Here is a 25,858-nt window from a genome sequence, read left to right as displayed (position 1 = left end):
CAACAACAATGACACGGAACAGCGCGATGACAGACGAACTCCCAGCACCGATCGCTCGCTATTTCTCTGCCACGACACCGACACAGATCGCTGACTGCTTCACCGATGAGGGTGTTGTTACCGACGAGCGGCGTAGCTATCGCGGACGACGCGACATACTGCGTTGGCGTGAAGAGGTGGGACAAATCAGCTTCCGGCAAGATGTGCTCGCGTTGGATCGCCGCGGAGACCAAGCGGTGGTTACCTGCCGTATCTCGGGCGAGTTCCCAGGCAGTCCGGTCGAACTCGATCATGCCTTTCAGTTGGAAGGCGACAAAATTGCGCGACTGGTAATTGCATGATGGAAGTCCACTGGCGCGTGACGAAGGTGGAACACGACAGGATCAGGAGAACTCGATGAAGACTTTGGCGACGACCGCAATGTTGTGCTTGTTGGCAAGCCCGTCGTTTGCGGGCGATCAGCAAATCGAACGCATGGTTGCAGATGCTCACCAAGTATTCGAAGAAGGTACGATTGATTGGAAAGACGAACCGATCCTCCCCCGCGGCGCCCGGAGTGCTCTGGTGGTCGGTGATCCCAGCAAAGCCGGCGTCTTCATCGCGTATCTCAAGTTTCCCGCCAACTATGTGATCCCGGCTCATACGCACCCCTTCACCGAGGTCGTGACCGTGCTGAAAGGGAGAGTCGGAAACGGCTTTGGGGACCGGCTTGACCGAGAGAAGGGCGAATTGCTCGATATAGGTTCGAGCTTCATATTGCCGGCCGACCATCCGCACTATCTGTGGAACGATGAAGAGTCCGTCGTTCTATTGATTGCGACTGGTCCCTGGGACATCACCTACGTCAATCCCGGCGACGATCCGCGCAAGTCCCCGTAAGTGGAGCAGGTGCAACGTTTCGGCACCATCTGCTTCTGCTACGAAACGGAAATCAGCCAAGTACGTCATCCCCGCCCTCGGATGTCGGCTGTCATGCCCGCGTACGCGACCATCCAGTAGATGGCGCCCGTCGTGATCCGAAATGGCAGTTGTTATCGGATCACCCGGTCAAGCCGGGCTATGACAAGGCAGAGAGGAGCGCGCTCAAGTAGGCCGGAGGCTAGTAGCGCAAGAAAGAAAGTGTCACTCCGGACTTGATTAGCCTGCGCGCCCAAACCTTATCCCCACCCCCAAAAACTGCCGTATACTGCCTTCATCCCTCGTTCGATGAGGACGCGAGCTGCAGACCGTCTGCTCTCGGGGCGGGGGACGCGGCGCCTGAGGAAGGTGCGGTAAAGATGGGCTAACACCCCGGACCCCCGCATCATGAGCAACGGAACGGCCTCAGGGGTCCCTTACCTCCCGCCTTGGGCGTAGTCATCCAAGGTCCCACCATGCGGGCGTGCCCTTCCTTCGAAGGGTCCATACCGAACGGCAGGAGATAAGTGGAGATGGGGGCTGCAATATCGCCGCGGCGTCGAGGCGTCGCTTCACGGCTTGTGAATCATGTCGCGGGGCGACTTCGATACGCCATGCGGGGCGCCGGAAGGCTGCCCAATACTAATACAGGACGGCGGCCGACCAGCGCCCCGCAAGTCCCGCTTCGCGGGTCTGATTTAGGAGACGTAGAGAATCTGCCGAGCCCTTGTCGTGTCTACGCGACGGGATGCCTTGGCGTGCCCGATTGTCTTCTGACCTGTCATGCCCGGACTTGATCCGGGCATCCACGAATTTGAGAGGCGGCAGAGAAGACGTGGATGGCCACCCGGGGCTGAATCACCCCGTCCTAACCCATGGCGACGCGGGCGGGGCCTTTTCCGTGCTTGGCGCGGTCCCGGTAGAGGGTCCACAACGCGAACGCGATCCAGCCGCCGCTGAAGAACACGCCGCCGACGAGGACGAGCTCGCCGGGGACGGGGCCGAGGGTCGCGCGCTGCACGAGCTCGGAAAAGCTTGTGACCGGTGTCGGGTCGATGGCGATCTTGCCGTAATAGGCGATGGTCTGTATGCCGAGGATCCAGATGTAGTTGCGGCGCAAGCGCCGCCCAATGGCGCGCGCGAAGGTGATGTGATGATGCGGCTCGCGATAATCGCGGGCGAGCACCTCGCGCCAGCCGGTGGCCGGCTTCATGTGGTCCCGGTCCAGCATCGGCGCATAGAAATTGTTCTCCATCCAGCGCGCGCGGGCGCGCCAGACGTTGAAGTAGCGGTATCGCCGCGCTTCGAAGATCAGGAACACGACGCACAGAATGCCTGCGAGCAGGAGCGGCAGCGGCGAGGCCTCGCGGCTGGAGAAGGTGATCGAGAGCGCAATGCCGAGCGTGACCACGGCCCAGTTTGTCGTGTTGTCGAGACGGGTTCGCCAGATCGTGCTGCGGTACACTTCGCCGCGATACAGATGCGCGATCGCGCCGACCGATGCCCCATCGAACTCGTAGGGGAGCGAGAGTGACCTGGGTGCTTCCATGCCCTTACCGCGTGGCCTTCTTGCCGCGTCGTCTTCTCGGATCAGCATACCGCGTTTTCGGCCCCGTGGTCACCCTGGTGGGTGAGGTGAGAGCCAAGGAGCCCGGTGCGTCAGGGGGCATCGGCTGCAACCAATCGCAGCGCCGCGCGTTTCAATAGGACGCACAAGGACTAAAAACCGCGCTTTCGCGTTGGTTTCCCAACGGCCGCGATTGCGCCGGGGGGTATCTTAATCCTTGCGCCATACGAAAAAGGAGAAACGGACAATGACGATGAGTAAAGCGTTTCGTGCTTTGGCGCTCGGCGCCACGCTGCCGGTTGCCGCCCTTGCGGTAACGCCTGCGAGCGCGGAGGACGATCCAAGTGCCGCGAAAGGCGCTGTCAAAGGCGGCGTGATCGGCGGCGCGGTCGGTGCCGTTACCGGTGGCGGAGCGGCCACGGGCGCCGCTGTTGGCGCCGCCGCTGGCGCAACCGCCGGCGCGATCAAGAAGAACAAGGAAGAAGACGAGAAGGACACGAAGGACGAGTAGGTGCATGGGGCACTGGATGCCCCGCTGGCATTGGCCTTCGATAACCCCGTTCCCCCCGAGCGGGGTTTTTTCCTTCCGGCAACAGAATTTAAGGCGATCGATTATGGCGATCAGCGACGGCTATCCGTCCACACGCCGGCGTAGGAACGGCGCGGCGAAGTTGAGCACATAGGCCAGCATGGCGTAGTCGGGCGAGATGAGGCTGATCAGCATCGAGAGGATGGCCGAGGCGATCAGCAGGCCGAATTCGATGCGGCCGTCGCCCGCGTCCTCGCGGCCGCTGTCGCGCTTGGTGGCGCGGCTGATGAGAATGCCCGTCACGGCCAGAAGGATCATGTTGGCGCTATAGAGCCATACGGCGCCGGCCACGTCGTAGCGGCTCACCGCCAGCATCGAGAAGGGCAGCACCGTCACCCACAGGAGATGGAACAGCGTCGCGCGGGCGTAGGACGGGCTGGCCATCTCCGGCTCGTGTGTCGCTTGCGCGCGTCCGGACCAGAAGGCGACGAGCACGAGAAAGGTGATGAGATAGGCTATGAACGTGTCCGACAGTCCGGCGAGGCCTTGCATGAAGTCTCGCGTCGTCTTCGGGTCGAAGTCGTCGGGCAGCTCGATATTGAGCACGAGCAGCGTCATTGCGAACGCGAACACAGCGTCGGTCAGGGCTTCGAGCCGGCGCGTGGGGATGAAACCGGCCGCTTTCCTCGTCCCACCAATCCGTGTGCCGTTCGGCATTTTGCCCCCGTTCAGCTGCCGCGGCGGAGCCGCGTCCGCCATCCTCGGGCCGAAGCCGCGATTCGGTCAACCGTTCCGCTGTGAGCGCCGTGTAGGTTTCGCAGTGCGGAAATGCCCGGCTGTCGCAGAAGTTTCAAGCGGCAAGCCATCGAACTGTGTTGGTGGGGTTTCTCATCCTGATCTAGACTTCTCGTTGTACTCGGATACGCCGGCCGAGGCGCGAAATGGATTTCGTGGGGCAATCCGCCTTGGCCGCAGCTGGAGGGAGGCTGGGTATGTTGGGACGACCGATCGGGCTTCGTGCGAGGGCAGGGTTCGTCGCTGTGGTGTGGCTTTCATTGATCGGGCTTGGAACGGCGCCTCGGTCCGTATCCGCGGAAACGACGGCGGTTCCAGATCACCTGCCCTTGACGGAGACGCCGCCAGATACGGTCGAACTCGGGCACATGCTCTATAACGACTTGAATATCTCGGCGAACCGCAACACGGGCTGCGTCACCTGTCATGCGCATTCCGCAGGGTTCGCCGACCCCCGCAGCGCCGCGGACCCCGAAGGTATGCCGGTTTCGCCGGGCTCCGTGCCGGGCAAGTACGGCACCCGCAACGCGCAGACATCGGCCTATGCGACCTTTAGCCCGCCTTTCCATTGGAGCGAGGCGGATGGATCGTATGTGGGCGGACAGTTCTGGGACGGGCGCGCGAACTCGCTTGCCGATCAGGCGGTCGGCCCGCCGCTGAATCCGCTGGAGATGGCGATGGCGGACAAGAAGGCGGTCCTTGCGCGCCTCGCCGAGAACCCGGTCTATCTGGAAGCGTTCCGCCGGCTCTATGGCGTGGATCTGAAATGGAACCAGATCGACTTGGTCTATCCAAAATTCGGGCTCGCCATCGCAGCTTTCGAGCCGACCGACGAGTTTGCCGAGTTCAACTCCAAATACGATCTTTACGTTGCGGGTCAGGCCGAACTGACCGCGCAGGAGAAGCTCGGCCTCGAGCTCTTCAACGGCAAGGCCATGTGCGCCAACTGCCATACCAGCACGCCGCCCGAGAACTATCCGCATACGCTGTTTACGGACTTCACCTATGACAATCTGGGGATTCCGGTGAACCCGCGGATTGCCGAGCTGCACGGCGTCGACAAGCTGCCGCCCGATCTCGGCCTAGGTGGACGCCCGGACATTGCCGCGAAGCATCCGGACGGTTCGCAGGAAGGCAAGTTCAAGGTCTCGACGCTACGTAACATCGAGCTGACCGCGCCTTACGGACATAACGGCGTGTTTGCGACGCTCGAGCAGATCGTCCACTTCTACAACACGCGCGACACGCTGGGTGAGGTGCCCGATGCTGCCGATCCCGGCTTCGGCGTGACCGGCTGGCCCAAGCCCGAGGTGCCCGAGACGGTCAACAAGACAGAACTCGGAAATCTCGGTCTGACTGAAGAGGAGGAGGCTGCAATCGTCGCCTTTCTCAAGACGCTGACCGACGACAGTCTCGACAACGATCTGACCCCTGAATCCGAGGCACCCTTGCGCCGCTAGGCCCTAGACGAAGTAGGGGGACGTCGCGAGAGCCGCGATTGGACTGCGCGGGACGAGACTGAGCGCTTCCGTCGGCGCCACGAGGATGCTTGCTGGGAGGACTTCATATGACTGACCGATTGAGCGAGGAGAAGGCGGTTTGTGCGGCCGTGGACCAATGGATCGTGGTTCTGAATGCCATGTTGAACGGCGATCCGAAGCCTTTGGCGGATCTCTACTCCCACGCCGACGACGTAACCTATATGGGCGCCGAAGGAACGTTCCGCGTCGGCTGGGAGGCGACGTACGCGGACTGGCAGGCGCAGGCCGAGAAGAGTTCCGGCGGACAGGTCGCTCCGGCCGAGGTTCATGTTGTCGTCTGCGGCGATCTAGCAGCGGTCCAGCATTTGACGCGCGGGCAGGTGCGCCAGCCCGACGGCCAAACGAACGAGACGAATGTCCGGGAGTCCAGCGTGTTCCGCAAGGAGCTGGGCGCATGGAAGATGATCGCCCATCACGCAGACGCTCTTGCCTACTGGGAGGAGGCCTTCGCGGGCCCCTAATTGGCACGCCACACGCCATGCCGCGCGCCAAAACGCGACAAAGGCGCTTGGCTTGCCGCCAAACGCCTTTGAAGCCGCTGTCGAAGGCAGTGGGAGCTAGTTCTTTTTCTGGCAGGCCGGATCGTTAGGATTGTTCTGGCAGGGGCACCAGGATCCTTCGGCTTTCTGGCAATTGTTGCCGATGGCCATCTTCTGCTTTTCGCCGCCGGCCCATTCCGCCTCATCGATGCTGTTGTTCGTGTCCTTGTCCATGGTTCGGAAGGTCGGATTCATGGTCGGGTCGCCGACCTTGGACTCGCACGAGTTCCACTCGGCTCGGCTCACCGTGCCGCTGCCGTCGGTATCGCAGGTCTTGAAACCGTCGGTCCAGCTGGCGGCGAGGGCGGGCGATCCCGCGAGCATGATGACCGCAACGAGCGCGGCCCAGAATTTAGACATTGCAAATTCTCCCTAGTGATGCGTGACTTGGCACTTCTCATTCAGGCCACAGTAGAAGCGCGCCTTAGAAGCGCGCCTTGGCCCCGCCGCGTTTTTTACGGCCCTACAACGGGGGGCCTGTTTGAACGCTTTATCAAGGGCAAGACTTCCAAATACGCCGTGGGACACTATCCGAACCGGATATGGGATTGATCCGGCGGTTTCGGCGACGTGCAAAGCTGGGCCGCAGCTTCGGTGTATCTTTCGTGCCGCAAACTATACTGCACACTGATCGAACACTGACTTGAGGTTCAGAATGCGCGCAATCGTCATTGATAAGGCCGAGAACGGAACAACCGCCAAGCTGGGGGAATTCCCGGAAAACGCACTCATGGAGGGCGACGTCACGGTCCGGGTGACCCATTCCACGGTCAACTACAAGGACGGTTTGGCGATCACCGGCAAGGCGCCTGTCGTTCGGCGTTTTCCCATGATCGGCGGGATAGATTTCTCCGGCATCGTGGAAGTATCCGACCATTCGGACTTCAAGCCCGGTGACGAGGTCGTCATGAACGGCTGGGGCCTCGGCGAAACCCACCTCGGCGGCTACGCGGAACGGGCGCGCGTGAAGGGCGATTGGCTTGTCCCTTTGCCGGAAGGTCTTTCACGGCACCAAGCCATGGCTATCGGCACTGCCGGCTATACGGCGATGCTGTGCGTGCTCGCGCTCGAGCGGCATGGCATGACGCCGGATCGTGGAGATGCCCTTGTCACGGGCGCCGCAGGCGGGGTCGGCTCGGTAGCAATCTCGCTTCTTGCGGGACGTGGTTGGCGGGTGATCGCCTCGACGGGGCGCGCCGAGGAGGCCGACTACCTCATCTCGCTTGGCGCGAACGAGATCATCGACCGCAGCGAACTCGGCGGTCGCGCTCGGCCGCTCGCGAAGGAGCGCTGGGCCGTAGGCGTCGACACCGTGGGCTCGACCACGCTGGCCAATGCTCTCGCCATGACGTGCTATGGCGGCGCCGTGACCGCCTGCGGTCTTGCCGGCGGCATGGACCTCCCCGCCACCGTCATGCCCTTCATTTTGCGGAGCGTGTCGCTGCTGGGCATCGACTCCGTCTATGCGCCCAAAGAGCGGCGCATCGAGGCTTGGGCCCGGCTGGCCAAGGATCTCGATCTCGACAAACTCGCGTCGATGACCCGAACAATCGCTTGTGATGAGGTCATTCCAGCGGCTCACGATATCCTGGCGGGCAAGGTCCGCGGCCGCTTGGTCGTCGAGATATGATCGGAGTCCGGACGAACGAGACTCCGAGAACAGGTGAGGAAACGCAGATGAGCGATTTGAAACTGACCTATTTCGATTTTCACGGCGGGCGCGGCGAACCCGCACGGCTCGCACTCGCAATGGGCGGGGTTCCCTTCGACGACGACCGTGTTCCGATGGCCGACTGGCCCGAGCGGAAGGCCAGCACGCCCTTCGGAGCGCTGCCGGTGCTCGTGGCCGAGGGCAAGACGTTGACGCAGTCGAATGCGATCAACCGCTATGTGGGCAAGCTGACGGGGCTGTATCCGTCCGATTTTTGGCAAGCCGCGCTATGCGACGAGACCATGGATGCCGTGGAGGACCTCATGAATGAGATCGTGCCGACGATGTTCATGCCGGACGACGAGAAGAAGGCGCGGCGCGAGGAGTTGGTCGAGGGCATGTTTCCGCTCTATCTCAAGCGGCTGAACCAGAACCTGGCTGACCACGGCGGGCGCTACTTCGCGGACGACCGCCTCACCATCGCCGATCTCAAAGTGGCGATGCTGACACGGCAATTCACGTCGGGCATCTTGGACCACGTGCCGACCGACCTTGTTGAAAAGGTCGCGCCCGGACTCATCGAGCACTTCCAACGGGTCATGAAAGACCCCTCGATCAAGGCCTATTACGCGAAGAAGGGCGTCGAAGTTTGATCGGCCGCGTTCAGGCGGCCGCCTTTTCATGCAGGTGTTTCGACACGCAGCCCACGTGGCGATGATCCGTGCCGCAGCAGCCGCCGACCACGCGCAGGCCCGGCAGGCGCTTGGCGAGTTCCACATGAAGTGTGCCGAACTCTTCGGGGTCGCCTTGGTCTAGCGTATCCGAATTGTCGAGCTCCGCGTGACTCATACGCGATGCGTTTGCGCGTACGCCGCCAATGCGCCCGACCCAGGACGCGTCCGACTTTACCGTCTCCGCAAAGTGATCCGGGTGGGCGCAATTCACCATGTAGTAGAGCGGCCCGTTGCCGGTCGCCGCGTCGACACTATCGATGGCCTCGCCCAACGACTCGCCAGTGGGTAGGCGTCCATCGGTTTCGACCGTAAAGGATATGACTGCGGGCAGTCCGAACGCGGCCGCACATCGGGTAATGCCGGTGGCCTCGCCCGTATTGGTCATGGTGATTGCCGAGATCATATCCACGCCCGACCGGGCCAGAGCGTCGATTTGAGGCCGGTGCATCGCGCGGGCGGTCTCCGGCGTCGGCAACTCATCGGGCGAATAACCGTCACCGGCCGGTCCGACAACGCCGTTCAGCAGGATCGGCGAAACGCGAGCCTGCCATGCGTCGCGGATATCTTTTGCAAATGAAACAGCATCCTCCGTCAACCGCAGCATGTCGGACTCCGACTTGTTGAGTGCGGGTCCCCAACGTGTGCAGCCGCGCCAGGTGTTGGTATCGAGGACGTAGCCAGTCCCTGCGCGTTCCGCCATCGACAAGAAGCCGTCGAAATAGCTGCGCATCGCCGCGCGTGCGTCCTCGTCATCCATGAGCACAATCGCCGCGAACTCCGGTGCCTCGAAGCCCTTCTGGAAAAACAGCCACGTCTCGAAACCGCCGTCGGTCAGGAAGGGGCGGTCGGCCTTAAGCAGCGCCTGAACATCGGCCATCGTGCGTCTCCTCGTCGTGTTGAATGTGAGACACGGTATGTAGACCTTGGTGGCGGTGGCACAAGGCGACTTGCGGTGCAGAATGAGCACTGAATTTTAGGCCGCAATTTCAATGCCGTGCGTGTTCATCCGAGCAGACGCCGCCTATGAGGTACGTAAAAACCGTACCGGTGGTACTGTACCACCAGTCAGGTTTTTGGAAGGGCAGAGCGTGGCGCGCGGAGAAGACACACGGAAGAAGATTCTCGACGTGGCGCAGGACGCTATCCTGACGAAGGGGTTCGACGCCACGTCGATCGACGAGATCGTGGCCAGCGCGGAGCTGACCAAGAGCGGCTTTTTCTATCACTTCCGGGACAAGAACGCGCTGGCGCACGCTTTGATCGAGCGCCACATCGAGATCGAGGATCAGCTCTTCGATGATGTGTTCACGCGCGCAAAGGATCTCGCCGACGATCCGCTGCAGGTGGCTTTGATTGCACTCAAACTGTTGGCCGAGCTGATTGAAGATATGCCGAACGGCCATCCCGGATGCATCGTGGCGACGGCCGTTTATCAAGACAGGCTCTTCAACCCGGACGTCCGCGAAGCAAACCGGCGTGCGGTTCTCGGGTGGCGCAAAAGATTCCGGAAGATGTTCGACGCGATCGTCGCGGTCTACCCGCCGCACGACGATGTCGTGCTGGACGATCTTGCCGACATGGTCAGCTCCGTGATCGAGGGCGGCATCGTGATGTCGCGCGCTGTTTCCGAGCCATCGATCACCGCGCGGCAGATCATGCTCCTGCGGTCATACGTGAAGCTGCTGTTTTCGCCCCGGCTCAAGTAGCCTGCGCGGTTCGGTCCAGGCGGGGCATGGCCCACACCAGCAGACCCACCACGAAGAGAAAGCCGAGCACGCCGCCGAGATAGACGTTCATGGCGCCGCCCGGCGCAATGAAGCCCGACCGGCCGAACACGGTGATGGTCTCGATCGCTTGCTCGACACCGAACACAGCGCTGAGCCACGCGAGCCAGCGGGGGACGGTGGGGTCGGCGCCGATACCGAGGGCCGCGACGGGCGCGGCCATGGCGACCATGGAGGCGTTGACGACCGGTCCCCAAAACTGGGTGATGTCGAGCAGCACCCGCGCGGTTCCCGGAGGGAGGTCCTGCGGGTGAAAGGCAAGCCCCGCCCAAAACCAGGCTTGCACCTGAGCGGTGACCGCGAAGCCTAGCGCGCCGCCGAGGAAGATGTACCGGTGGGGTCTGGGCATCACGCTTGCGAGAAGTCCGCCAAGCACAGTGAAGCCCATCGACACGAGCGCCGACAGCCAAGCGTAAGTCCGCGCCCGAGTGCCGTTTTCCGTGAGCCAAGAGACGACCTCTGGCCCGCCGGTCTCGATCGTCGGGCGTTCATTGCCGAGCACAACGAAGCTCACAACATAGAGCGTACCCGTCGCGATCGTCGTCACAAATAAAAGGTGGGATGGCTTCATTGGCTGTCTGTCCCCCGCAGCGCCTGCGAGTATGGCCCAGCCATTTGTCAGCCGGAAGACCGTTCCCGCACGACACGGCTCCGCGCGGGATGTCGGCTCGCCACGGGCTAGCGCAATGCGCCGTGGGGGAGGGCGGAGTGGGGAAGAGCTGACATCATGGGACAGCCCAGCGTCTTGCGGAACGCCTCGATGAGATCCTCGCGGTTGTCGGCTGTGATGTAGTAGCCGCCGGTTTCCTCCGCGAGACACTTCGTTTGGAGGTAGCTCTGCGCCCCGGTCCAGCGGAAGCTCCTTAGCTGATAGCCGATGACGTGAACCGTGAGATGTTCGCTTTTCTGCTTGAGCAGCTTGCCGAGTTCGCAAGGGTCGCCGCCACACGTCTCCTCACCATCGGTGAGCAGGACGATCGTCCCTGGTGCCGATACATGTTCGAAAATCCGCGCCGCAACGACCACCGCATTGACGAGCGGCGTTTTTCCAGCGGGGTTGATCTCGTTGACGATGCCTAGGATGTGCTGGCTGGCATTCGGCTCGGGCGGAAAGTTCAGCCGCACATTGCATTGCTGATAGGGTCCGGGGCCGTAGGTAATGAGGCCCACCCTCCGAAAGCGTGTGACGCCCGGTAAGACCTGCGCCAGCGCCGCGCGGACCTCGCCGATGCGGGTCTTGTCGCTGAACAGCCCCTGGACCGTGTTGCCGGCCATTGAGCCCGACGCATCGAAGACGATCATCGCGTCCTCGGTGCAATAGGGACGGTCTTGGTCGTCAAACGGCACCTCTTGTGCCGCCGGCACCCGGACGTTTGCTGTGGCCACGATTGCGATCGTTGTAAGCAGCAATAGGGTCGCGTGGCGCAGATGGCGGGACGGCATTGGTGCTCCGGAAGCATGAGCCTGAGTGCTTCAGTATAGCGAAAGCCGCGAGCGGGTGTCAGATCCGACCGGGCGATCACGGAAACCTGATGACGGGGCGCCTGTTCGGTCACACCAGGACCCGGACTGTTCGTTATGGGTTGGACGACCCTGGCATACGAAGCTGATTTCAAGGAGGTCCTGATGTTTCGTCCTGATCCGCGTTTTGGTATCGCTCCTGTCGCCGCATTGGCTGCGGTGCTCGCGATTGCACTCCCGACAAGCTCATTCGCTTCCGGCGGCGTCGTCGAGATCCAGGAATGGAAGGTGCCTTACGACGGGCGCCCGCGCGATCCCTTCGCTGCCGGTGAGGACGAGATCTGGTTCGTCGGGCAGGCGAATGGATATTTAGGGCGTCTCACGCCTTCGAGCGGCGATTTCTTCCGGCGCGATCTCGGCGAAGGCGCCGGTCCGCACAACCTGATTGTCGATTCCGACGGCATTGTTTGGTTCGCAGGCAATCGCAACGCCTATATCGGCCGCTACGATCCAAAGACCGATAATATCGAACGGATCGAGATGCCCGACCCGAAGGCCAAGGATCCGCACACGCTGGTCTTCGATGGGGATGGGAGCCATATCTGGTTCACGGTTCAGCATGGAAACTTCGTTGGCCGCTTGCGGCTCGCCGACCGGCAAGTGGATCTGATACCGGTTCCGACCAAGGGTGCGCGTCCCTACGGCATCAAGGTCGGCCCCGACGGAACTCCTTGGGTCGCGCTCTTCGGCACCAACAAGCTGGCGTCGATCGATCCGGAGTCACTCGGCCTGACCGAGTACGACATTCCGGAGGCCGAAGCGCAGCCGCGCCGGCTCGAGATCACGGATGACGGCAGGGTCTGGTACTCCGACTATACGCGCGGGAAACTCGGCCGCTTCGACCCCAAGACAAAGGCGTTCGCGGAATGGGACCTTCCCGCCGGCGACAAGAGCCTGCCCTATGGCACGGCCCTCGACGGCGCGGGCCGTATTTGGGTCGCCGAAACGGGGCCGCAGCCCAATCAGATCGTGGAGTTCGATACGGAGGCGGAGAGGATCATATCGACAACGTCCGTTCCCTCTGGTGGCGGTACGGTGCGCCATATGATGTTCGATCCCAAATCGGACCTGATCTGGTTCGGCGCCGATAGCGGGACGATCGGCAAGGTGCAAGCCGCGAAGCCGTACGCTGCGAAGTCAGATGGTGCGAAGGCCGATGAGTGACCGGCCGGGCGGGCGGGTGCCGCGCGGCTAAGGTGCCTTTGGCAGGTCGATCCTCTTGCCGGTGAGGGTAATGAGGACATTGCCCGTCGCCGCCGAGAGAGCATCGGCGCTTTGGGCCTCGGCGTTCAGGGGCAAGAACGCCAGGGCTGCCTCGAGGGACATGGTCTCCGTCTCTGGCGCATAGGTTCCGCTGGCATCGATCCGCGCAATCTGCCCCGTGTCGCCTTCGGCATTTGCATAGGTGAAGTCCAGGGTCGTGACGGTCAGGCGCACGGTGCCGTCGTCGTCGACACCCTCGCAGCGCCACGTGCCGGCGCTGTTGCCGAACGGGCGGGTGTCCATGGCCGCGGAGGTTTCGTCGGAATCGAACCGCAGGGCATGACCGCCGTTCGTCAGCACGAGCAAGCTGCGGCTCGTACCGATGCGGCCGTTATTCTCCAGTTCGTTGGTCGTGAGAAAGGTACCCACGGCCTTGCCGCACGCTCCTTCCACCTCGGCGGCGGCAGGCGGCGGCACTAGAGCGGCTGCAGATAGACAGGCGGCGCCGATGCGCTTGGCGATGCCGATGGCCCTCATGGTCAATATTCCCGACACTGTTTTCCTTACGCGGAATTCTATCGCAGAGCTGTCCGACGCCCAAGTGACCGCTCCTAGAGTTGCGGCGACCAACGCCCGTTCCGCTTTGTTGAGGTCGCGCCGCGCGTGGTCGGGAATGAGCCTGCTCTCCTAATACCCCAGTCTTTCGCGCCGATACTGAAGGGGGGACTTGCCGGTCCACCGCGTGAAGGCCCGGGTGAAGTTTGCATGCTCTGAGTATCCGAGCGACAGGGCGATTTCGGTAATTGTCATGTCGGTGTCGCGCAACAGCTCCATCGCGCGTTTCGAGCGCACGGCCGCCAGCAGATCGCGATAGCTCATGCCGTCGGAACCGAGATAGCGCTGCAACGTGCGCACGCCGACGCCGACCATGTGAGCAATCCCGTCGATGTCGGTCTTCCCATCCCGAAGGCGTAAGGTAGCCATCGCCATAATCGTTCGCAGCGGATCTTGTAGGTAGGGGAGAGTCTCGGTTGCCTGGACGTCTTGAAACGTAATCGGATTGCACAGCGCGCCGGGCCCTTTTTGGTACAGGCATGCGAGGGGCAACGCGACTCCGATGGCGCTCTGACCGAAGCGAACCGGCGCCGGAAGCGCCTCCTCGATGATATGGGCCTCCGCATCGCGCGGATAGTTCAACTCGAACCAGGCAGGACGCCACGAGTGGCCAAGAAACGCCTGGATGGAGTGCAGCAATGGAAAAATAAGGTGATCCGCATGCTGCGTATTCTTCTCAAACTTAAATCTTGGGCGATAACGCCAGAGGGCATAGTTGCCTTCCCGCTCCAGCGAGAAGTGGGCGCAGTTTTGGTGAAATTGGAGGGTCTTGCGGGCCCGCGCCATACCCTCGTTTAGCGTCGGCGCCTGCGCGCAGTACTGCACCCACAGGCCGAAGGTATGAAAACGCATCCTCTGGCCCACGTGGAGACCAAAGTCCCTGCGACCGGCGCTTCTGGCCGCATGTTCGAATACGCCGACCATGGCCGGCTGAGGAACATACAGACTCGGGTCGTCGATCGCCGAGAGAGGAATCCCTTCCGCGTGAAAGGCCTTGTGAAGCGCCCGCTCGCTTTCCCATTCGGTTATGAGATGTGGCAGCGAGCCAAACCCGGCTGCCCGCGTTATCGGAAAGACTGAATTTTGGGGCGCAATCGACACCGGACCGGTTTCCGCGCTGATGCTATGGGATACGCAGAGACAAACATCGATTACTAAGGTCTGCTCGAACCGCACGCAATAGGTGTTGGTTTCACAAGCGTTGGCTACTTTTCTCGTCCCGGCGTTTCGGTATCGGTTTCTTTCGGAAGTCGCAGCGTGTAGATGGCCGCGGCAATGTTGAGAACGATCAGCGTTCCGATGGGCCACGCCACACCTTTCAGTCCCGCGAGCGCGCCGAGCACTGCGCCGAGTGCGACGGCCACCACGCCGGTCGTGACGTTCGCGACGGCAATGCAGTAGGGGCGCTCGTGCTCCTTGGCTTGGCCAAGCAGGTAGAGCGTCCGGCCGTTCTTCACGCCTTGAGCACCGAGCGCGATCGCGACGAACACAAGCGCGTAGCAGAACAGCGTCGGCGGCACCGCACCGAACTCGATGCCCAGGGCCATCAGTCCGGCGGCGCAAGCGAGAAACGACGCGAGGACCATGATGCGCGCCACGGAGCGGCGGCCGATGCGCGCCCAGAGGAAGCCGCCCACGAAGATGCCGATATTGGCCGCAATCACCAGCGTGTTCAGCCCGCTGATGCTTTCTCCGTGGAATGTCGCGGCATGGATCGAGAAAAAAGGAATGGCGAGCTCGATCGACAGGTACAGCGCCCGCGCAACGAGAAACTTGCCGAACCAGGGCAGCCCGAAGGCGATCCGGAAATTCCCGGCGAGTTCCGAGACCAAACTGCCGTTGCCTGTGTTAACGACCGCGCCGGTCTTGGGCGGCTCGCGGACGGCAAGGACCAGAACGGCAGCCAGAATGTAGAGCCCGACGCCGAGCCAGATCAGTTCCTGGTGGGCTGCAAGGGATGTGCTTGGCTGCAGCAATTGTTGCGAGCCATACGCCACGAGCACGACGATGATGCCCGCGATGCTCGACTGGATAAAGAGAAGGCGGCTGCGGCGCTCCTTCGCAAGTGAGCGGCCGATCAGGTCTTGAAAGGCCAGCCCGTTGACGCCGGCCGCGGCGCCGAGAACCGCGGCGACGGCCAGAAAGATCGGTACGGCCCACCAGGGGGCGATGGCGCTGAATGTCAGGCCGATCAGCACGATGGACGCCGCCATGGTCAGGGTCGCGAGCGCAATGATCGGCGTGTTGGAGCGTGCGGTTCCGACGAGCCTTGCCGCGAAGATCTGGGAAATGCGCTTGGCGAACGTGTTGAGGGGCACGAGCAGGCCCGCAAAGAAGATGGGTGCACCGATGGTTGTGTAGAGAAATGGCAGGACGAGCCCAACGCTGGTCAGTTCGTTCGCTACACCTCCCGAGACGCCTTGGCCGAGGAGCACGGCCTCGTTGCGCCTCTCGCTTCGGTCGTCGGTTTCGCTCGTTGGTTCCGTCATGGTCCGTACGGGGCAGGCCGCGTTTGCTTGTTCCCTGGGGACCGGCAGCGTGGAGGACGCTTGCGAATATTACAAGACAGGCTCCATGCTCGTTGGATCGTTCCAGCACATGCGTGCTTGCGGTGTCCGGCGGCAAGCGGCTAGGAAACGGTCTACAGTCTGTGCGCTGGAGATTCGGAACCGCTGAGTCGAAAGCGCGGTTATATCGACAAGCGAGTTTGAGGGGGCATCCGGACCGGCGGGATCAAACGCCGGGTTAGCTGTGAGGCAATGACGAAATCCAGATACAAGCCCGGCGGGTTCGATCTCGCCGTGAAGAAGGCGCGCGCCGGCAAGGGGCTGTTCGCTAAGGAAGACATCCCCAAAGGCGTCTGCATCACCGAATATTTCGGGCGAACGCTCACTCGGGAAGAAGAGTACACGAGCCGCAGCCGCTACCTGTTCGAGGTCACGAAGAAGAAGACGATCGACGGCTGGTACAAGGGGAATGTCGCGCGCTACATCAATCATTCCTGCAAGCCAAACTGCGAGGTGGAGGTCTACAAGAAGCGCGTCTGGGTGTTCTCCAAGCGCAAGATCAAGGCCGGCGAGGAGCTCGGCTACGATTACGGCAAATCCTATTTCGATGCCTTCTTGAAGCCGATCGGTTGCCGTTGTCCGAAGTGCATGTCCGAGAAGCAATGGGCAAAGGTCGAGGCTAAGGAAGCGAAAAAGAAGAAGACTAAGAAAGAAAAGAAAAAGGCTTGAGGTCGCGGAGGATGGCGCGGGCCGCGTTGTGGCCGGGCGCACCCGTGACGCCGCCGCCAGGATGGGCGCCCGACCCGCAGTGATAGAGGCCCTCGATGGGGCCGCGATAGGCGGCATAGCCGAGGGCGGGCCGCGCGGAGAACAGCTGGTTTAGGGACAACTGTCCGTGAAAGATGTCCCCGCCTGTGAGGCCGAACTCGCGCTCCAGGTCCAGCGGGCTCAGAACTTGCCGTCCGATGACGCTTTCCGCAAAGCCCTGCGCATAGCGGTCGACCGTCGCAATCATCAGATCGGCAACCTCGTCGCGCGCCTCATCCCAGGAGCGGCCGCCGGGCAGTATGGGCGCGACGTGCTGGCAGAACAGGCTGGCCACGTGCGCGCCCTGCGGCGCCAAAGTCCGATCAATGGTCGACGGAATCAGCATCTCCACGACCGGCTCGCGGCTCCAGCCACTCTCGCGCGCATCGGCGTAGGCGCGATGCATGTAGTCGAGGCTGGGCGCGATGACGATTCCGGCCCCGAGATGATCGCCGGGGCCCGGCAGGCATTTGAAGTCCGGCAGCCGCGACAGGGCGACATTCATGCGGAACGTGCCCGAGCCGTATTTGAAGTGCTCCATACGTGCCAAGAAATCGGGCGGTACGGCGGTCTTGGGTAAGAGTTCGGTGTAGAGGCGCTTGAGGGTCATGTTTGCGGCCACTGCGCGGCCTTTGACGACCCTGCCGCCTCTGAGCGCGACGCCGGCAGCCCGTCCCGCCTCGATCACCACTTCGCTGATCTCTGCGCCTGTCTCGATGTCCGCGCCATGGGCGCGCGCGTCCTTGGCGATGGCGTCGGAGATAGCGCCCATCCCGCCGATGGCGTGTCCCCAAAGGCCTTTCTTCCCGTTCACTTCGCCAAACGCGTGATGCAGCAGCACATAGGCGGTGCCGGGATCGAAGGGACTGGCATAGGTGCCGACGATGGAGTCGAAGCCCAGCAGTGCCTTGATGGGCTCGCTCTCGAACCAGCGATCGAGGAAGTCCGCTGCCGACAGGGTGAAGAGGTCCAGCAGGTCCTGCTGCCCGTCTAGCCCAAGTCGGCCGAGGTGCTTGCCGAGGGCGGCGGTACGGGCGATCTCGCGCAAGGTGGTGAGGTTGAATCCGGCACTGACATTAGGTGGCGGCTGAAGAACCAACCCACGTAGCGCATCGGCGATGCGGTCGAGATGGAAGCAGTAGTCGTCGTAGCGTCCGGCATCCCGCGCACTGAACTTAGCGATCTCTCCCTTGGTGCGGTCTTCTCCGGTCAGGAGGTAGTCGCTGTCGGACAGCGGGAGAAAGTTCATCGCCGGACGCTCGACGATGTGGAGGCCATGCCCGTGAAGATCGAGATCGGCGATCACTTTCGGATTGAGCAGGCTCACCGTGTAGGAGCAGACGGAATTGCGAAAGCCGGGATGGAACTCTTCGGTCACGGCCGCTCCGCCGATCCTATGTCGGCGCTCCAGGACTTTGACGCGGAGCCCCGCCCGGGCGAGATAGGCCGCGCAAACCAGCCCGTTGTGACCGCCGCCCGCGATCACGACATCGAAGATGTCTGGGCTGCTGTTCACTGTGGCTGCCATCCAAACGATCCGGTCCTTCTTCGGCGGGGCGAGACAGGCATGTCCCCGGCGCGCTATCTAGCTTACTGCACCAGGGCCGCCCGCAGGGACATTCGCTGGTTCGGGCCACAAAGGGAACAGATGCCGGAACGGGACGCAAAGCCAGCCGACAGCACCACGCGACGCCGTTCGCTGGCGGCCATGATCGGGCCCGGATTGCTGCTGGCGGCGACCGGCGTGGGGGCGGGGGACCTTGCCACGGGGAGTTTCGTCGGCGGCCTGCTCGGTACGGCGGTGTTGTGGGCCGTGGTGGTTGGCGCCGCGATGAAATTCGTGGTGACCGAGGGTCTGGCGCGGTGGCAGATCGCGACGGGCGAGACACTGATCGAGGGCGTGGCGGCGCGGGTTGGGCGCTGGGCGCTGTGGCTGTTCCTGCCCTATCTGCTGCTGTGGTCGTTCTTCGTAGGCTCCGCGCTGATGAGCGCGACCGGCGCTACGCTCCACGCGATGGTGCCCGTCTTTGCCGAGGCCAAAACCGGGAAGATCGTCTTCGGGGCCATCGCGAGCCTCATCGGACTGGTGCTCGTCTGGTTCGGCGGCTACCGGCTCTTCGAGAACGTCATGCGCGTCTGCATCGGCGTGATGTTCGCGACGGTCGTGCTCACGGCCATCCTGTTGTGGCCTGGAACGGGCGCCGTGCTCGAAGGCCTGTTCGTGCCACGCATCCCGGAGGCAGGCGGCGAGGGCGTGACCTGGACGCTCGCGTTGATCGGGGGCGTCGGCGGGACGCTGACCGTGCTTTGCTACGGCTACTGGCTGCGCGAAGAGGAACGGGACGCGCCCGATGACCTGGCGCTGTGCCGCCTAGATCTGTTCACCGGCTATGCGATGACTGCGATCTTCGGGATCGCGATGGTGATCATTGGCTCCAGCGTCACGATCGAGGGAAGCGGCGCGCAATTGCTGGTCACGCTTTCCGAGCGTCTGGACGAGGTCATGGAGCCGGCGGGCAAATGGCTGTTTCTAGTCGGCACGTTCGGCGCCGTCTTCTCCAGCCTTCTCGGTGTCTGGCAATGCGTCCCTTATCTGTTCGCCGACAGTTGGGCTCTACTGACCGGCACGCACGGTGAGCGCGCGAAGATCGACACAAACTCGACGCCCTATCGCGCCTTTCTTGTGGCGATCGCCATCGTGCCGATGGTCGGTCTGTTCTGGCGGTTTCGCGACGTGCAAATGTTCTACGCTGTAATTGGCGCTTGGCTGTTCCCGGCCCTCGCGGCCACGCTGCTGGTCTTCAACGGACGCCACGTCTGGGTCGGCGCGCAGTTCGCGAACCGGCCCGTGACGGTCGTGGCGCTCGGCGTGGTGCTCGCCTTCTTCAGCTATCTTGGCCTTAGGCCTTATCTCGGCTGAGCCAGAGCAAAAAAATGGGGCGGCGTCTCGTGGGCTAGACGCCGCCCCGTTGCCAGGGGGATGGGGAGATCCCTGGACTTAAGGGGAATCGACCAGAACGACTTCCGAGTCGTCGATCGCTTTGACCGTCACGACGGTCTCGTTGGTGATTGCGACGCCGTCGCGGCTATTGGCGACGATGCCGTTGACCTCGATCTTGCCCACGGCCGCCACCAGATAGGCGTGCCGCCGTGTGCCCATGCGGTACTCCGCGGCCTCGCCGGCCTTGAGCGTTGCGCCGAGCACGCGCGCCTCGGCGCGGATCGGCAGCGCTTCGGTGTCGCCTTCGAAGCCCGAGGCCAGCGGGACGAACTCACCCGCGCGCTGCGCCCGAGGGAACGGCTTGGTACCCCAGGACGGGGTGCCGCCTTCGACGCCCGGCTCAATCCAGATCTGAAACAGGGTCGTCGGCTCGTCCTCGAAGTTGTACTCCGCATGGCGGATGCCGTTCCCTGCGCTCATGACCTGCACGTCGCCGGCTTCGGTGCGCCCGCGATTGCCGAGATTGTCCTCATGGGTGATCGCGCCGTGCCGCACATAGGTGATGATCTCCATCTCTCTATGCGGATGAGGCGGAAAGCCTGTGTTCGGTGCGATCTCGTCGTCGTTCCAGACGCGCAAGGCGCCGTGGTTCAGACGCTTGGGATCGAAATAGCGCGCGAACGAGAAGTGATGGTTGGCCTTGAGCCAGCCGTGATCCGCGCGCCCCAGTGTCTCGAAGGGCCTGACTTCAATCATCGGAACCTCCTGTTCTTATCGTTCTGTCCTAGGCGGTGATGCCGCCATCCACGTTCAATGTCGCCCCGGTGATGTACGAGGCTTGCGGTCCAGCGAGGAAAGCGACAGCCGCCGCGACTTCTTCGGGCTTGCCGTAGCGGCCCAGCGCCGTGCTGGCCGAGAGGGTCGGTGCCATCTCGCCGTCTGCGGGGCTCATGTCCGTGTCGATCGGGCCCGGCTGGATCGTATTGACGGTGATGCCGCGCGGTCCGAGATCGCGGGCCCAGCCGCGGGTATAGGCGGCGACGGCGCCCTTGGTCGCGGAGTAGTCCGCCAGCCCGGGCCATGGAGAGGTATCGCCAACGATCGAACCGATCGAGATGATGCGTCCGCCGTCCGCCATGATCGGCGCCACGGCCCGTACAGCCGTCGCCACGCCGTGGACGTTGACGTCGAACATGCGGTCGAGCTCGGCGACGTTGTTGGCCCGGTCGTGCACCTGACCCATCACGAACACGCCGGCATTGTTCACCAGGATGTCGACTCGTCCGAAATGGGAGACGACGGCAGCCACCAGGCCGCTCACCTCGTCGGTGTTTGCCTGGTCGGCCTGGAACGCCTTGGCGCGCACGCCGAGAGCTTTCAAGTCCTCGACCACCGCGTCCGCGCGATCCTTCGAGCTGGCATAGCTGATGGCAACGTCGGCGCCGTTTTCCGCCAGAGCCCGGGCAGTAGCAGCGCCAATACCGCGCGATCCGCCCGTCACGAGCGCGATTTTCCCCTCAAGCGTTTTCGACATGGTCCAAACACTCCTGCTGAAATAATGTAGTGATCGCTACATAAGTGTCTGGACCCACAACGTCAAGGGAATTATATAACGTGCACTATAAATTATGGAGGTGCTAGGGATCGGTACTTTGGAAGGAGCGCGAATCGTGGCCGCAGGCCGTCCGAGAACCTTTTGCAAGAACCAGGCGTTGGACCGCGCGCTCGAGGTTTTCTGGCGACAGGGCTTCGAGGGCGCGAGCATTTGCGACCTGACGGAAGCCATGGGAATCAATCCCCCGAGTCTTTATGCCGCTTTTGGAAACAAGGAGCAGCTGTTCCGCCAGGCGCTGGATCGCTATGCCGACGTTCGTGCCGAGCGGCGCGCGGCGCTGCTGGCAGCGCCGACAGCGCGCGGGGCTATCGAAGCCCTTCTGCGCGAAGCCGCGCGGAATCTCACCGGCAATTCGAGCCCGGTCGGATGTCTCTATGTCCAAGCGATCGCCAGTGCGGGCGAGCACACTGCCTGCCTCCGCGAGATGCTGAAGACCAAAGTCGAGCAAGGCGAGCAGCAAATCCTCGAGCGGCTGGAGCGGGCCAAGGCCGAAGGCGAGCTGCCGGAGGACGCCGATGCCGAGGGCTTGGTGCGCTACATCACGACGGTGGTGCAAGGCATGTCGGTTCAGGCCGCCGCCGGCGCGACCTGCAAGGACTTGGAGCGCGTTGCCGACATTGCTCTTGGAGCATGGCCTGCCTGATCGCGGGACGCCGGTCGCCCTCCTGCCCTATCGAGCGAGTATGCTCAGGTGTCGCAGACGGCCTTGGACGCGGGATCGGATCATGTGTGGCATCCGGAAAAGTGCAGCCATAGCGCTCGTTCTGGTTGGCAGCGGAGTCCAGGCTCACGCGGCCAGCGAGCCTGCCACCGCCGTCGCTGCCGGCATCAAAGCAGCCGCCGCCGTTGTGGCGGGGCCGAGACCCTTCGTTGAAATCGTGTGCCCTTACATGCAGCAACAAGCGGAGCAGCGGGGCCTGCCGCCCATGCCGTTCGTGCGCCTCATCTGGCGCGAAAGCCATTTCAACCCCAACGCGGTGAGCCCCAAGGGCGCGCAAGGCATCGCCCAGTTCATGCCAGCAACGGCCGAGCGGCGCGGGCTCGACGATCCGTTCGAGCCGATCGCCGCGATCAAGCATTCGGCCAGTCTTCTGTCCGATCTCAAGCGGATGTTCGGCAATTTCGGCTTGGCGGCGGCTGCGTACAATGCAGGTGAGGAACGCGTGCAAGGCTGGCTAGACGGGAAGCGCACGCTGCCCGGCGAGACCCAGGCCTATGTGCGGTTCGTCACCGGCCGCTTCGCTGAGGACTGGAAAGAAGAGGGTGCCGTCCTCCCTGCAGCGCTCAGTATTGAGGGCGACGTAGTGCAGGACTCATGCAAGAAACTCGCGCCATTGGTTGTCCGGGCCTTCGCGGACACGAGTCCGCTCACGGCGAGTGCGCGCTGGCGTCCCTGGGGCGCCCAAGTCTCGGTGGCTTTCTCCAAGTCGAAAGCCCTCGCGAAATATGGTCGGTTGAAGCAGGCCTACGGGAGCGCGCTAGGGGAGGCGGAGCCTTACGTTTTCCCCAAGCGCAATCGTAGCCGGGGACGTCGCCCACTCTACATGGTGCAAGTCGGCGCCAGCAGTCGTAGCGAGGCCCAAGACGTTTGCGCCGCCCTCCGTCGGGAAGGCGGCGCCTGTATCGTCACGAAGAACTAGTGGGCAGCGGCAAAGCGACCATTGCCCGCTGGTCGAAGGCGAACCTAGAACGCGTAGGATGTATTGGCCCAGAGCGTTCCGTTCCGCTCGAGCTGGTAGCCATTTACGTCTTCGTCCACGGGCTGGAGCCATTCGGCAGAAAAGCGTAGGCCCTTGAGCTGCCCGCTCGGGATCACCGTGTTGATGCCGAATCCGATGTCCCAATAGGTCCCACCGTAATTGTATTGAAGGTCGGGCGGGCTCGAATGGTTATGCGGACCGTTGTAGTGGCCTTCGATCTGTCCCTCGTCAGTGTACAGGCCGCGAACGGAGGCCGAGATCCAGTCGGCAAAGCGATAGCTGCCCCAGCCTGTGGCCTGGAACACGTTGCCGAGCCGGTAGCCGGAATCATTTTCCTCCTCCATGCGCACGACGCCGAGAACCTGGGCGCCCCAAGTCAGGCGGTCGGCACGGCCCGTATAGGTGATGCTTGGGAGGAAGTCCCAGGTGCCGGAGCCCGGCTGCATCATGTAGTGGGTGAAGGAGCCGTTCGTCTTTTTGTTCACCGAGCCTGTCGGCGCGCTGAACATCGGGGAGAACTGGATGTGATAGCCTGGGCCGTCGGCGACCCGGAGTTCCGGACCGAAGATCGTGTCTCCCCATCCGTCCGTCCCATGGGTGTGGGCGCCGCTGTGCGCGTGGGTGCCGTGGTCCATCATCTCGCTCATGTCGTCGTCCATTCCCATGTCCATGGCCATGGAGCTGCCGTGCCCCATGCTGCCGTGGCCCATAGGACTGGCGGTCGATTGCAGCGGCCGCATCGTCATGTCGTGGGTCATGTACATCGGCATCACCATCAGGGTCATCCAGTCGGTGGGCGCGTACATGATGTCCAGCATGTACATGTTCATGGACATGCTGCCGGGCGCCATCGAGCACTTATGGGTGCCACAGCCATGATCGATGACCATCTGATCGCCGGCTTTGCTGCCGCCGTGAAGAATGTCGCCGCTTTCGCTGGAATATGCGTAGCGGAAACCGACCATCCATTCGCCGGCTTTGTGCATGTGGTCGAACATGACGCCGGCCGGGCCATGCGTGTCCGCGAGCGGGCCGGTTCCGTGATCGGAATCGGCGTGTGCCTGACTCGCTGCGATGGTGAGCCCCATAGCGAGGCAGAGACCGAGCGCCGGGATCTGCCGGCGCACCGTTGAGTTTTTCATTGATACCCCCCAAGAGCGCCGGTTCTTGCCGGACATCTCTCGCATTGCGTTGTCGTGTAGTCGGGCGTGACACGCGAAAATCGCGTACCGGGAAACGGCGCGCGATCGTGCAATCACGTAGCTGAAAGGTTTTTTGGACTTACGCGAGGGGTGGAGCGCGCGGCTGGCTTTCAGCGAACAAACCCGCGTCATAGGCCGCTGGGGTGTTCGCCTTTTCGGCTGCGGACAAGAACGCACGGTGCGGCGTCACCAGATAGGCAAACGCGCCGAGACCGGTACCACCGCACATCCCGCCGCATCCTTGGCGGCAGCTCATGTGGCAGCATTGGCAGTCGGCGCTGTTCTGGCTCTGCTTCTGCTCGCCCGGCGCGAAGGTTCCGGCCGGAACCGGACTTGCCGTGCGCGTGGTGCAGATGATGCCGGCAGTGTCGGATCCGCTGGCCAGCATGGCCGCATGGGCGGTCGACGACATCGGAATCACCAGCGACTGGAGCAGCAAGCCCCAGATCATGATGAGTCCAATTAAGTCCCGTTCCTTACGGAGCCAGCGCATCGGAGTCCTTGAGTTTCTCGCCATTCCCGTCAACAAAGACAACGCGAATGGATTATGGCTATTCGCCAAGTTCGAAGTGTTGATTTAACGCAATATTTGACCACCCGTCCACTTTCTAAGGCTGCGTCGAATTCGCTGGGGAGGCCTTTTTTGCGATGATCACGATTTATGAGGCAGGCGAAGGGAAGCTTACGCCCCAGACCGGTCTGCCCCGGGCAACTGCAGAGGCCGTGTGGATCGATCTTCTCAATCCGACCCCGGAAGAAGAACACATCATCGAACAGGCTCTCGGGATCGACGTCCCGACCCGAGAGGAACTGCAGGAAATCGAGGCGAGCAGCCGCCTCTACCAGGAAGACGGGGCCTTCTTCATGACGGCAACGCTGGTGTTCAAAGGCGGCGGCAGCGAAGCCCAGGTCACGCCGGTGACGTTCATTCTGGTGGGGAACCGGCTCTTGACCGTGCGCTACGCCGAGCCCGGCGCTTTCGCCTTCTTTCTCACCCGCTGCAACAGGCAGGAGCTGGACCTAAACAGAGGCTGCATGGTCCTGATCGGCTTGTTGGAGGCCGTGGTCGATCGCCTCGCCGATTTCATCGAACAGATCCAGGGGCAGGTGGAGCATCTGTCGCGATCGGTCTTCAAAAAACAGGATCCGGCCCTCAAGCGCCAGCACCGCTACGATGTGGTCTTGCAGTCGATCGGCCATGAGGGCGAAGTCGTCTCGAAGGTGCGGGAGAGTTGCTACTCCCTTGGCCGCCTCCTGACCTATCTCGCCTACGCGGTCAACGAACGGAAAGAGGGTAAGATCGTCTCCTCGCGGGTGCGCGCGGCCGTGCGCGACGTCAACTCGCTGACGGACCACGCCACATTCTTGTCGGGCAAGATCGTGTTTCTGCTCGATGCGACGCTGGGCATGATCCAAATCCAACAGAACGACATCATTAAAATTTTCTCGGTCGCGGCCGTCGTCTTCCTGCCACCGACATTGATTGCATCGATATACGGGATGAATTTCCACGATATGCCCGAACTTGGCTGGGTCTTCGGCTACCCGGCCGCGCTCGGCATGATGATTCTATTCGCGATACTCCCTTATCTTTATTTCAAGCATAAGGGCTGGCTGTAGAGATTGGGGTTGCACTGCGGCATCGCTATCGCCACATTCGGGGCCAAGCGGATGTTTGTGGTCATAATTTCTTTGAAGTGCTCGTGCACA

General features: G+C 62.5%; 28 protein-coding genes. 14 read left to right on the top strand and 14 right to left on the bottom strand.

The features are described from left to right. The first annotated feature begins 26 nt into the window (after positions 1–26). Both GL4_RS14400 and GL4_RS14395 read left to right on the top strand, forming a co-directional pair. The gene (locus GL4_RS14400; protein WP_045370259.1) at positions 27–341 is read left to right on the top strand and encodes a nuclear transport factor 2-like protein; all 315 of its coding nucleotides are present in this window, start codon (positions 27–29) and stop codon (positions 339–341) included. Between the two features lie 133 nt (positions 342–474). Beyond that, positions 475–879 (top strand): cupin domain-containing protein, encoded by a 405-nt coding sequence (locus GL4_RS14395; protein WP_244462628.1) that lies wholly within the window; start codon positions 475–477, stop codon positions 877–879. A gap of 886 nt (positions 880–1,765) precedes the next feature. Here the strand turns inward: GL4_RS14395 and GL4_RS14390 are convergent. Next, entirely contained in the window at positions 1,766–2,446 is a 681-nt protein-coding gene (locus tag GL4_RS14390) for a DUF2270 domain-containing protein (RefSeq protein WP_045370256.1), read from the bottom strand. 265 nt (positions 2,447–2,711) lie between these two features. Here GL4_RS14390 and GL4_RS14385 point away from each other — a divergent pair, with 265 nt between their 5' ends. After that, complete coding sequence (locus GL4_RS14385; RefSeq protein ID WP_052464613.1) at positions 2,712–2,975, top strand: glycine zipper domain-containing protein; 264 nt, start codon at positions 2,712–2,714, stop codon at positions 2,973–2,975. A gap of 120 nt (positions 2,976–3,095) precedes the next feature. Here the strand turns inward: GL4_RS14385 and GL4_RS16955 are convergent, their stop codons facing one another. Beyond that, entirely contained in the window at positions 3,096–3,710 is a 615-nt protein-coding gene (locus GL4_RS16955; RefSeq protein ID WP_172653372.1) for a TMEM175 family protein, read from the bottom strand. 275 nt (positions 3,711–3,985) lie between these two features. Here GL4_RS16955 and GL4_RS14375 point away from each other — a divergent pair, with 275 nt between their 5' ends. Together GL4_RS14375 and GL4_RS14370 are read left to right on the top strand one after the other, a co-directional pair. Further along, positions 3,986–5,248, top strand: a complete 1,263-nt coding sequence (locus GL4_RS14375; protein WP_208430885.1) for a cytochrome-c peroxidase — start codon at positions 3,986–3,988, stop codon at positions 5,246–5,248. 107 nt (positions 5,249–5,355) lie between these two features. Beyond that, positions 5,356–5,790 carry a YybH family protein gene (locus GL4_RS14370; protein WP_082025688.1) on the top strand — a complete coding sequence of 145 codons (435 nt, stop codon included), beginning with the start codon at positions 5,356–5,358 and terminating at the stop codon, positions 5,788–5,790. Between the two features lie 96 nt (positions 5,791–5,886). Here GL4_RS14370 and GL4_RS14365 read toward each other — a convergent pair whose 3' ends face one another. Next, complete coding sequence (locus GL4_RS14365) at positions 5,887–6,228, bottom strand: EF-hand domain-containing protein (protein WP_045368521.1); 342 nt, start codon at positions 6,226–6,228, stop codon at positions 5,887–5,889. Between the two features lie 295 nt (positions 6,229–6,523). On the opposite strand from GL4_RS14365, the gene acuI reads away from it, so the two are divergent. Both acuI and GL4_RS14355 read left to right on the top strand, forming a co-directional pair. Beyond that, positions 6,524–7,498, top strand: a complete 975-nt coding sequence (gene acuI, locus GL4_RS14360) for an acrylyl-CoA reductase (NADPH) (RefSeq protein ID WP_045368518.1) — start codon at positions 6,524–6,526, stop codon at positions 7,496–7,498. A 47-nt stretch (positions 7,499–7,545) separates the two neighbouring features. After that, positions 7,546–8,172: a glutathione S-transferase gene (locus tag GL4_RS14355; RefSeq protein ID WP_045370248.1), complete on the top strand. Its 627-nt coding sequence runs from the start codon at positions 7,546–7,548 to the stop codon at positions 8,170–8,172. Positions 8,173–8,182: 10 nt separating this feature from the next. On the opposite strand, the gene GL4_RS14350 is transcribed toward GL4_RS14355, so the two are convergent. After that, positions 8,183–9,130, bottom strand: coding sequence for a homocysteine S-methyltransferase family protein (locus GL4_RS14350; RefSeq protein ID WP_045368516.1), 948 nt, complete (start codon positions 9,128–9,130; stop codon positions 8,183–8,185). A 211-nt stretch (positions 9,131–9,341) separates the two neighbouring features. Here GL4_RS14350 and GL4_RS14345 point away from each other — a divergent pair, with 211 nt between their 5' ends. Next, positions 9,342–9,959, top strand: a complete 618-nt coding sequence (locus tag GL4_RS14345) for a TetR/AcrR family transcriptional regulator (protein WP_045368515.1) — start codon at positions 9,342–9,344, stop codon at positions 9,957–9,959. On the opposite strand, the gene GL4_RS16950 is transcribed toward GL4_RS14345, so the two are convergent. Both GL4_RS16950 and GL4_RS14335 read right to left on the bottom strand, forming a co-directional pair. Continuing rightward, positions 9,952–10,608, bottom strand: coding sequence for a hypothetical protein (locus tag GL4_RS16950; RefSeq protein WP_156137636.1), 657 nt, complete (start codon positions 10,606–10,608; stop codon positions 9,952–9,954). The two genes, GL4_RS14345 and GL4_RS16950, sit on opposite strands and share 8 nt — an antisense overlap. 107 nt (positions 10,609–10,715) lie before the next feature. Continuing rightward, complete coding sequence (locus tag GL4_RS14335; RefSeq protein WP_172653370.1) at positions 10,716–11,423, bottom strand: vWA domain-containing protein; 708 nt, start codon at positions 11,421–11,423, stop codon at positions 10,716–10,718. Between the two features lie 240 nt (positions 11,424–11,663). Here GL4_RS14335 and GL4_RS14330 point away from each other — a divergent pair, with 240 nt between their 5' ends. Continuing rightward, a complete protein-coding gene (locus GL4_RS14330) occupies positions 11,664–12,722 on the top strand; it encodes a Vgb family protein (RefSeq protein ID WP_082025808.1) in 1,059 nt (352 codons plus the stop codon). A gap of 27 nt (positions 12,723–12,749) precedes the next feature. Here the strand turns inward: GL4_RS14330 and GL4_RS14325 are convergent, their stop codons facing one another. The 3 genes from GL4_RS14325 to GL4_RS17610 form a co-directional block, all read right to left on the bottom strand. Then, positions 12,750–13,298 (bottom strand): hypothetical protein, encoded by a 549-nt coding sequence (locus GL4_RS14325; protein WP_045368513.1) that lies wholly within the window; start codon positions 13,296–13,298, stop codon positions 12,750–12,752. Positions 13,299–13,448: 150 nt separating this feature from the next. After that, complete coding sequence (locus GL4_RS17615) at positions 13,449–14,552, bottom strand: AraC family transcriptional regulator (RefSeq protein ID WP_156137635.1); 1,104 nt, start codon at positions 14,550–14,552, stop codon at positions 13,449–13,451. A gap of 29 nt (positions 14,553–14,581) precedes the next feature. Then, positions 14,582–15,865: an acyl-[ACP]--phospholipid O-acyltransferase gene (locus GL4_RS17610; protein WP_045368511.1), complete on the bottom strand. Its 1,284-nt coding sequence runs from the start codon at positions 15,863–15,865 to the stop codon at positions 14,582–14,584. Positions 15,866–16,135: 270 nt separating this feature from the next. Here GL4_RS17610 and GL4_RS14310 point away from each other — a divergent pair, with 270 nt between their 5' ends. After that, entirely contained in the window at positions 16,136–16,612 is a 477-nt protein-coding gene (locus GL4_RS14310; protein WP_045370237.1) for an SET domain-containing protein, read from the top strand. On the opposite strand, the gene GL4_RS14305 is transcribed toward GL4_RS14310, so the two are convergent. Next, entirely contained in the window at positions 16,587–18,218 is a 1,632-nt protein-coding gene (locus GL4_RS14305) for a phytoene desaturase family protein (protein WP_045368509.1), read from the bottom strand. The two genes, GL4_RS14310 and GL4_RS14305, sit on opposite strands and share 26 nt — an antisense overlap. Before the next feature lie 120 nt (positions 18,219–18,338). Here GL4_RS14305 and GL4_RS14300 point away from each other — a divergent pair, with 120 nt between their 5' ends. After that, on the top strand, positions 18,339–19,610 hold the full coding sequence (locus GL4_RS14300; RefSeq protein ID WP_052464601.1) for an Nramp family divalent metal transporter: 1,272 nt from the start codon (positions 18,339–18,341) through the stop codon (positions 19,608–19,610). A 78-nt stretch (positions 19,611–19,688) separates the two neighbouring features. On the opposite strand, the gene GL4_RS14295 is transcribed toward GL4_RS14300, so the two are convergent. Continuing rightward, the gene (locus GL4_RS14295; protein ID WP_045368504.1) at positions 19,689–20,387 is read right to left on the bottom strand and encodes a pirin family protein; all 699 of its coding nucleotides are present in this window, start codon (positions 20,385–20,387) and stop codon (positions 19,689–19,691) included. 28 nt (positions 20,388–20,415) lie between these two features. Next, positions 20,416–21,165 carry an SDR family NAD(P)-dependent oxidoreductase gene (locus GL4_RS14290; RefSeq protein WP_045368501.1) on the bottom strand — a complete coding sequence of 250 codons (750 nt, stop codon included), beginning with the start codon at positions 21,163–21,165 and terminating at the stop codon, positions 20,416–20,418. 136 nt (positions 21,166–21,301) lie between these two features. On the opposite strand from GL4_RS14290, the gene GL4_RS14285 reads away from it, so the two are divergent. Further along, positions 21,302–21,889 carry a TetR/AcrR family transcriptional regulator gene (locus GL4_RS14285; protein ID WP_045370233.1) on the top strand — a complete coding sequence of 196 codons (588 nt, stop codon included), beginning with the start codon at positions 21,302–21,304 and terminating at the stop codon, positions 21,887–21,889. 82 nt (positions 21,890–21,971) lie between these two features. Then, the gene (locus tag GL4_RS14280; RefSeq protein ID WP_052464597.1) at positions 21,972–22,886 is read left to right on the top strand and encodes a lytic transglycosylase domain-containing protein; all 915 of its coding nucleotides are present in this window, start codon (positions 21,972–21,974) and stop codon (positions 22,884–22,886) included. A gap of 44 nt (positions 22,887–22,930) precedes the next feature. Here the strand turns inward: GL4_RS14280 and GL4_RS14275 are convergent, their stop codons facing one another. Continuing rightward, positions 22,931–24,088, bottom strand: a complete 1,158-nt coding sequence (locus GL4_RS14275; protein WP_052464594.1) for a transporter — start codon at positions 24,086–24,088, stop codon at positions 22,931–22,933. 139 nt (positions 24,089–24,227) lie between these two features. Then, positions 24,228–24,641: a hypothetical protein gene (locus GL4_RS17795; protein WP_208430884.1), complete on the bottom strand. Its 414-nt coding sequence runs from the start codon at positions 24,639–24,641 to the stop codon at positions 24,228–24,230. Positions 24,642–24,796: 155 nt separating this feature from the next. Here GL4_RS17795 and GL4_RS14265 point away from each other — a divergent pair, with 155 nt between their 5' ends. Next, a complete protein-coding gene (locus GL4_RS14265; RefSeq protein WP_052464592.1) occupies positions 24,797–25,768 on the top strand; it encodes a magnesium transporter CorA family protein in 972 nt (323 codons plus the stop codon). Positions 25,769–25,858 lie beyond the last annotated feature (90 nt).

Origin of the sequence: Methyloceanibacter caenitepidi (assembly GCF_000828475.1) — a bacterium.
Taxonomy (GTDB): domain Bacteria; phylum Pseudomonadota; class Alphaproteobacteria; order Rhizobiales; family Methyloligellaceae; genus Methyloceanibacter; species Methyloceanibacter caenitepidi.
The sequence above is the reverse complement of the archived record's forward strand: the minus strand, read 5'-3'. Positions and strand labels throughout refer to the sequence as shown.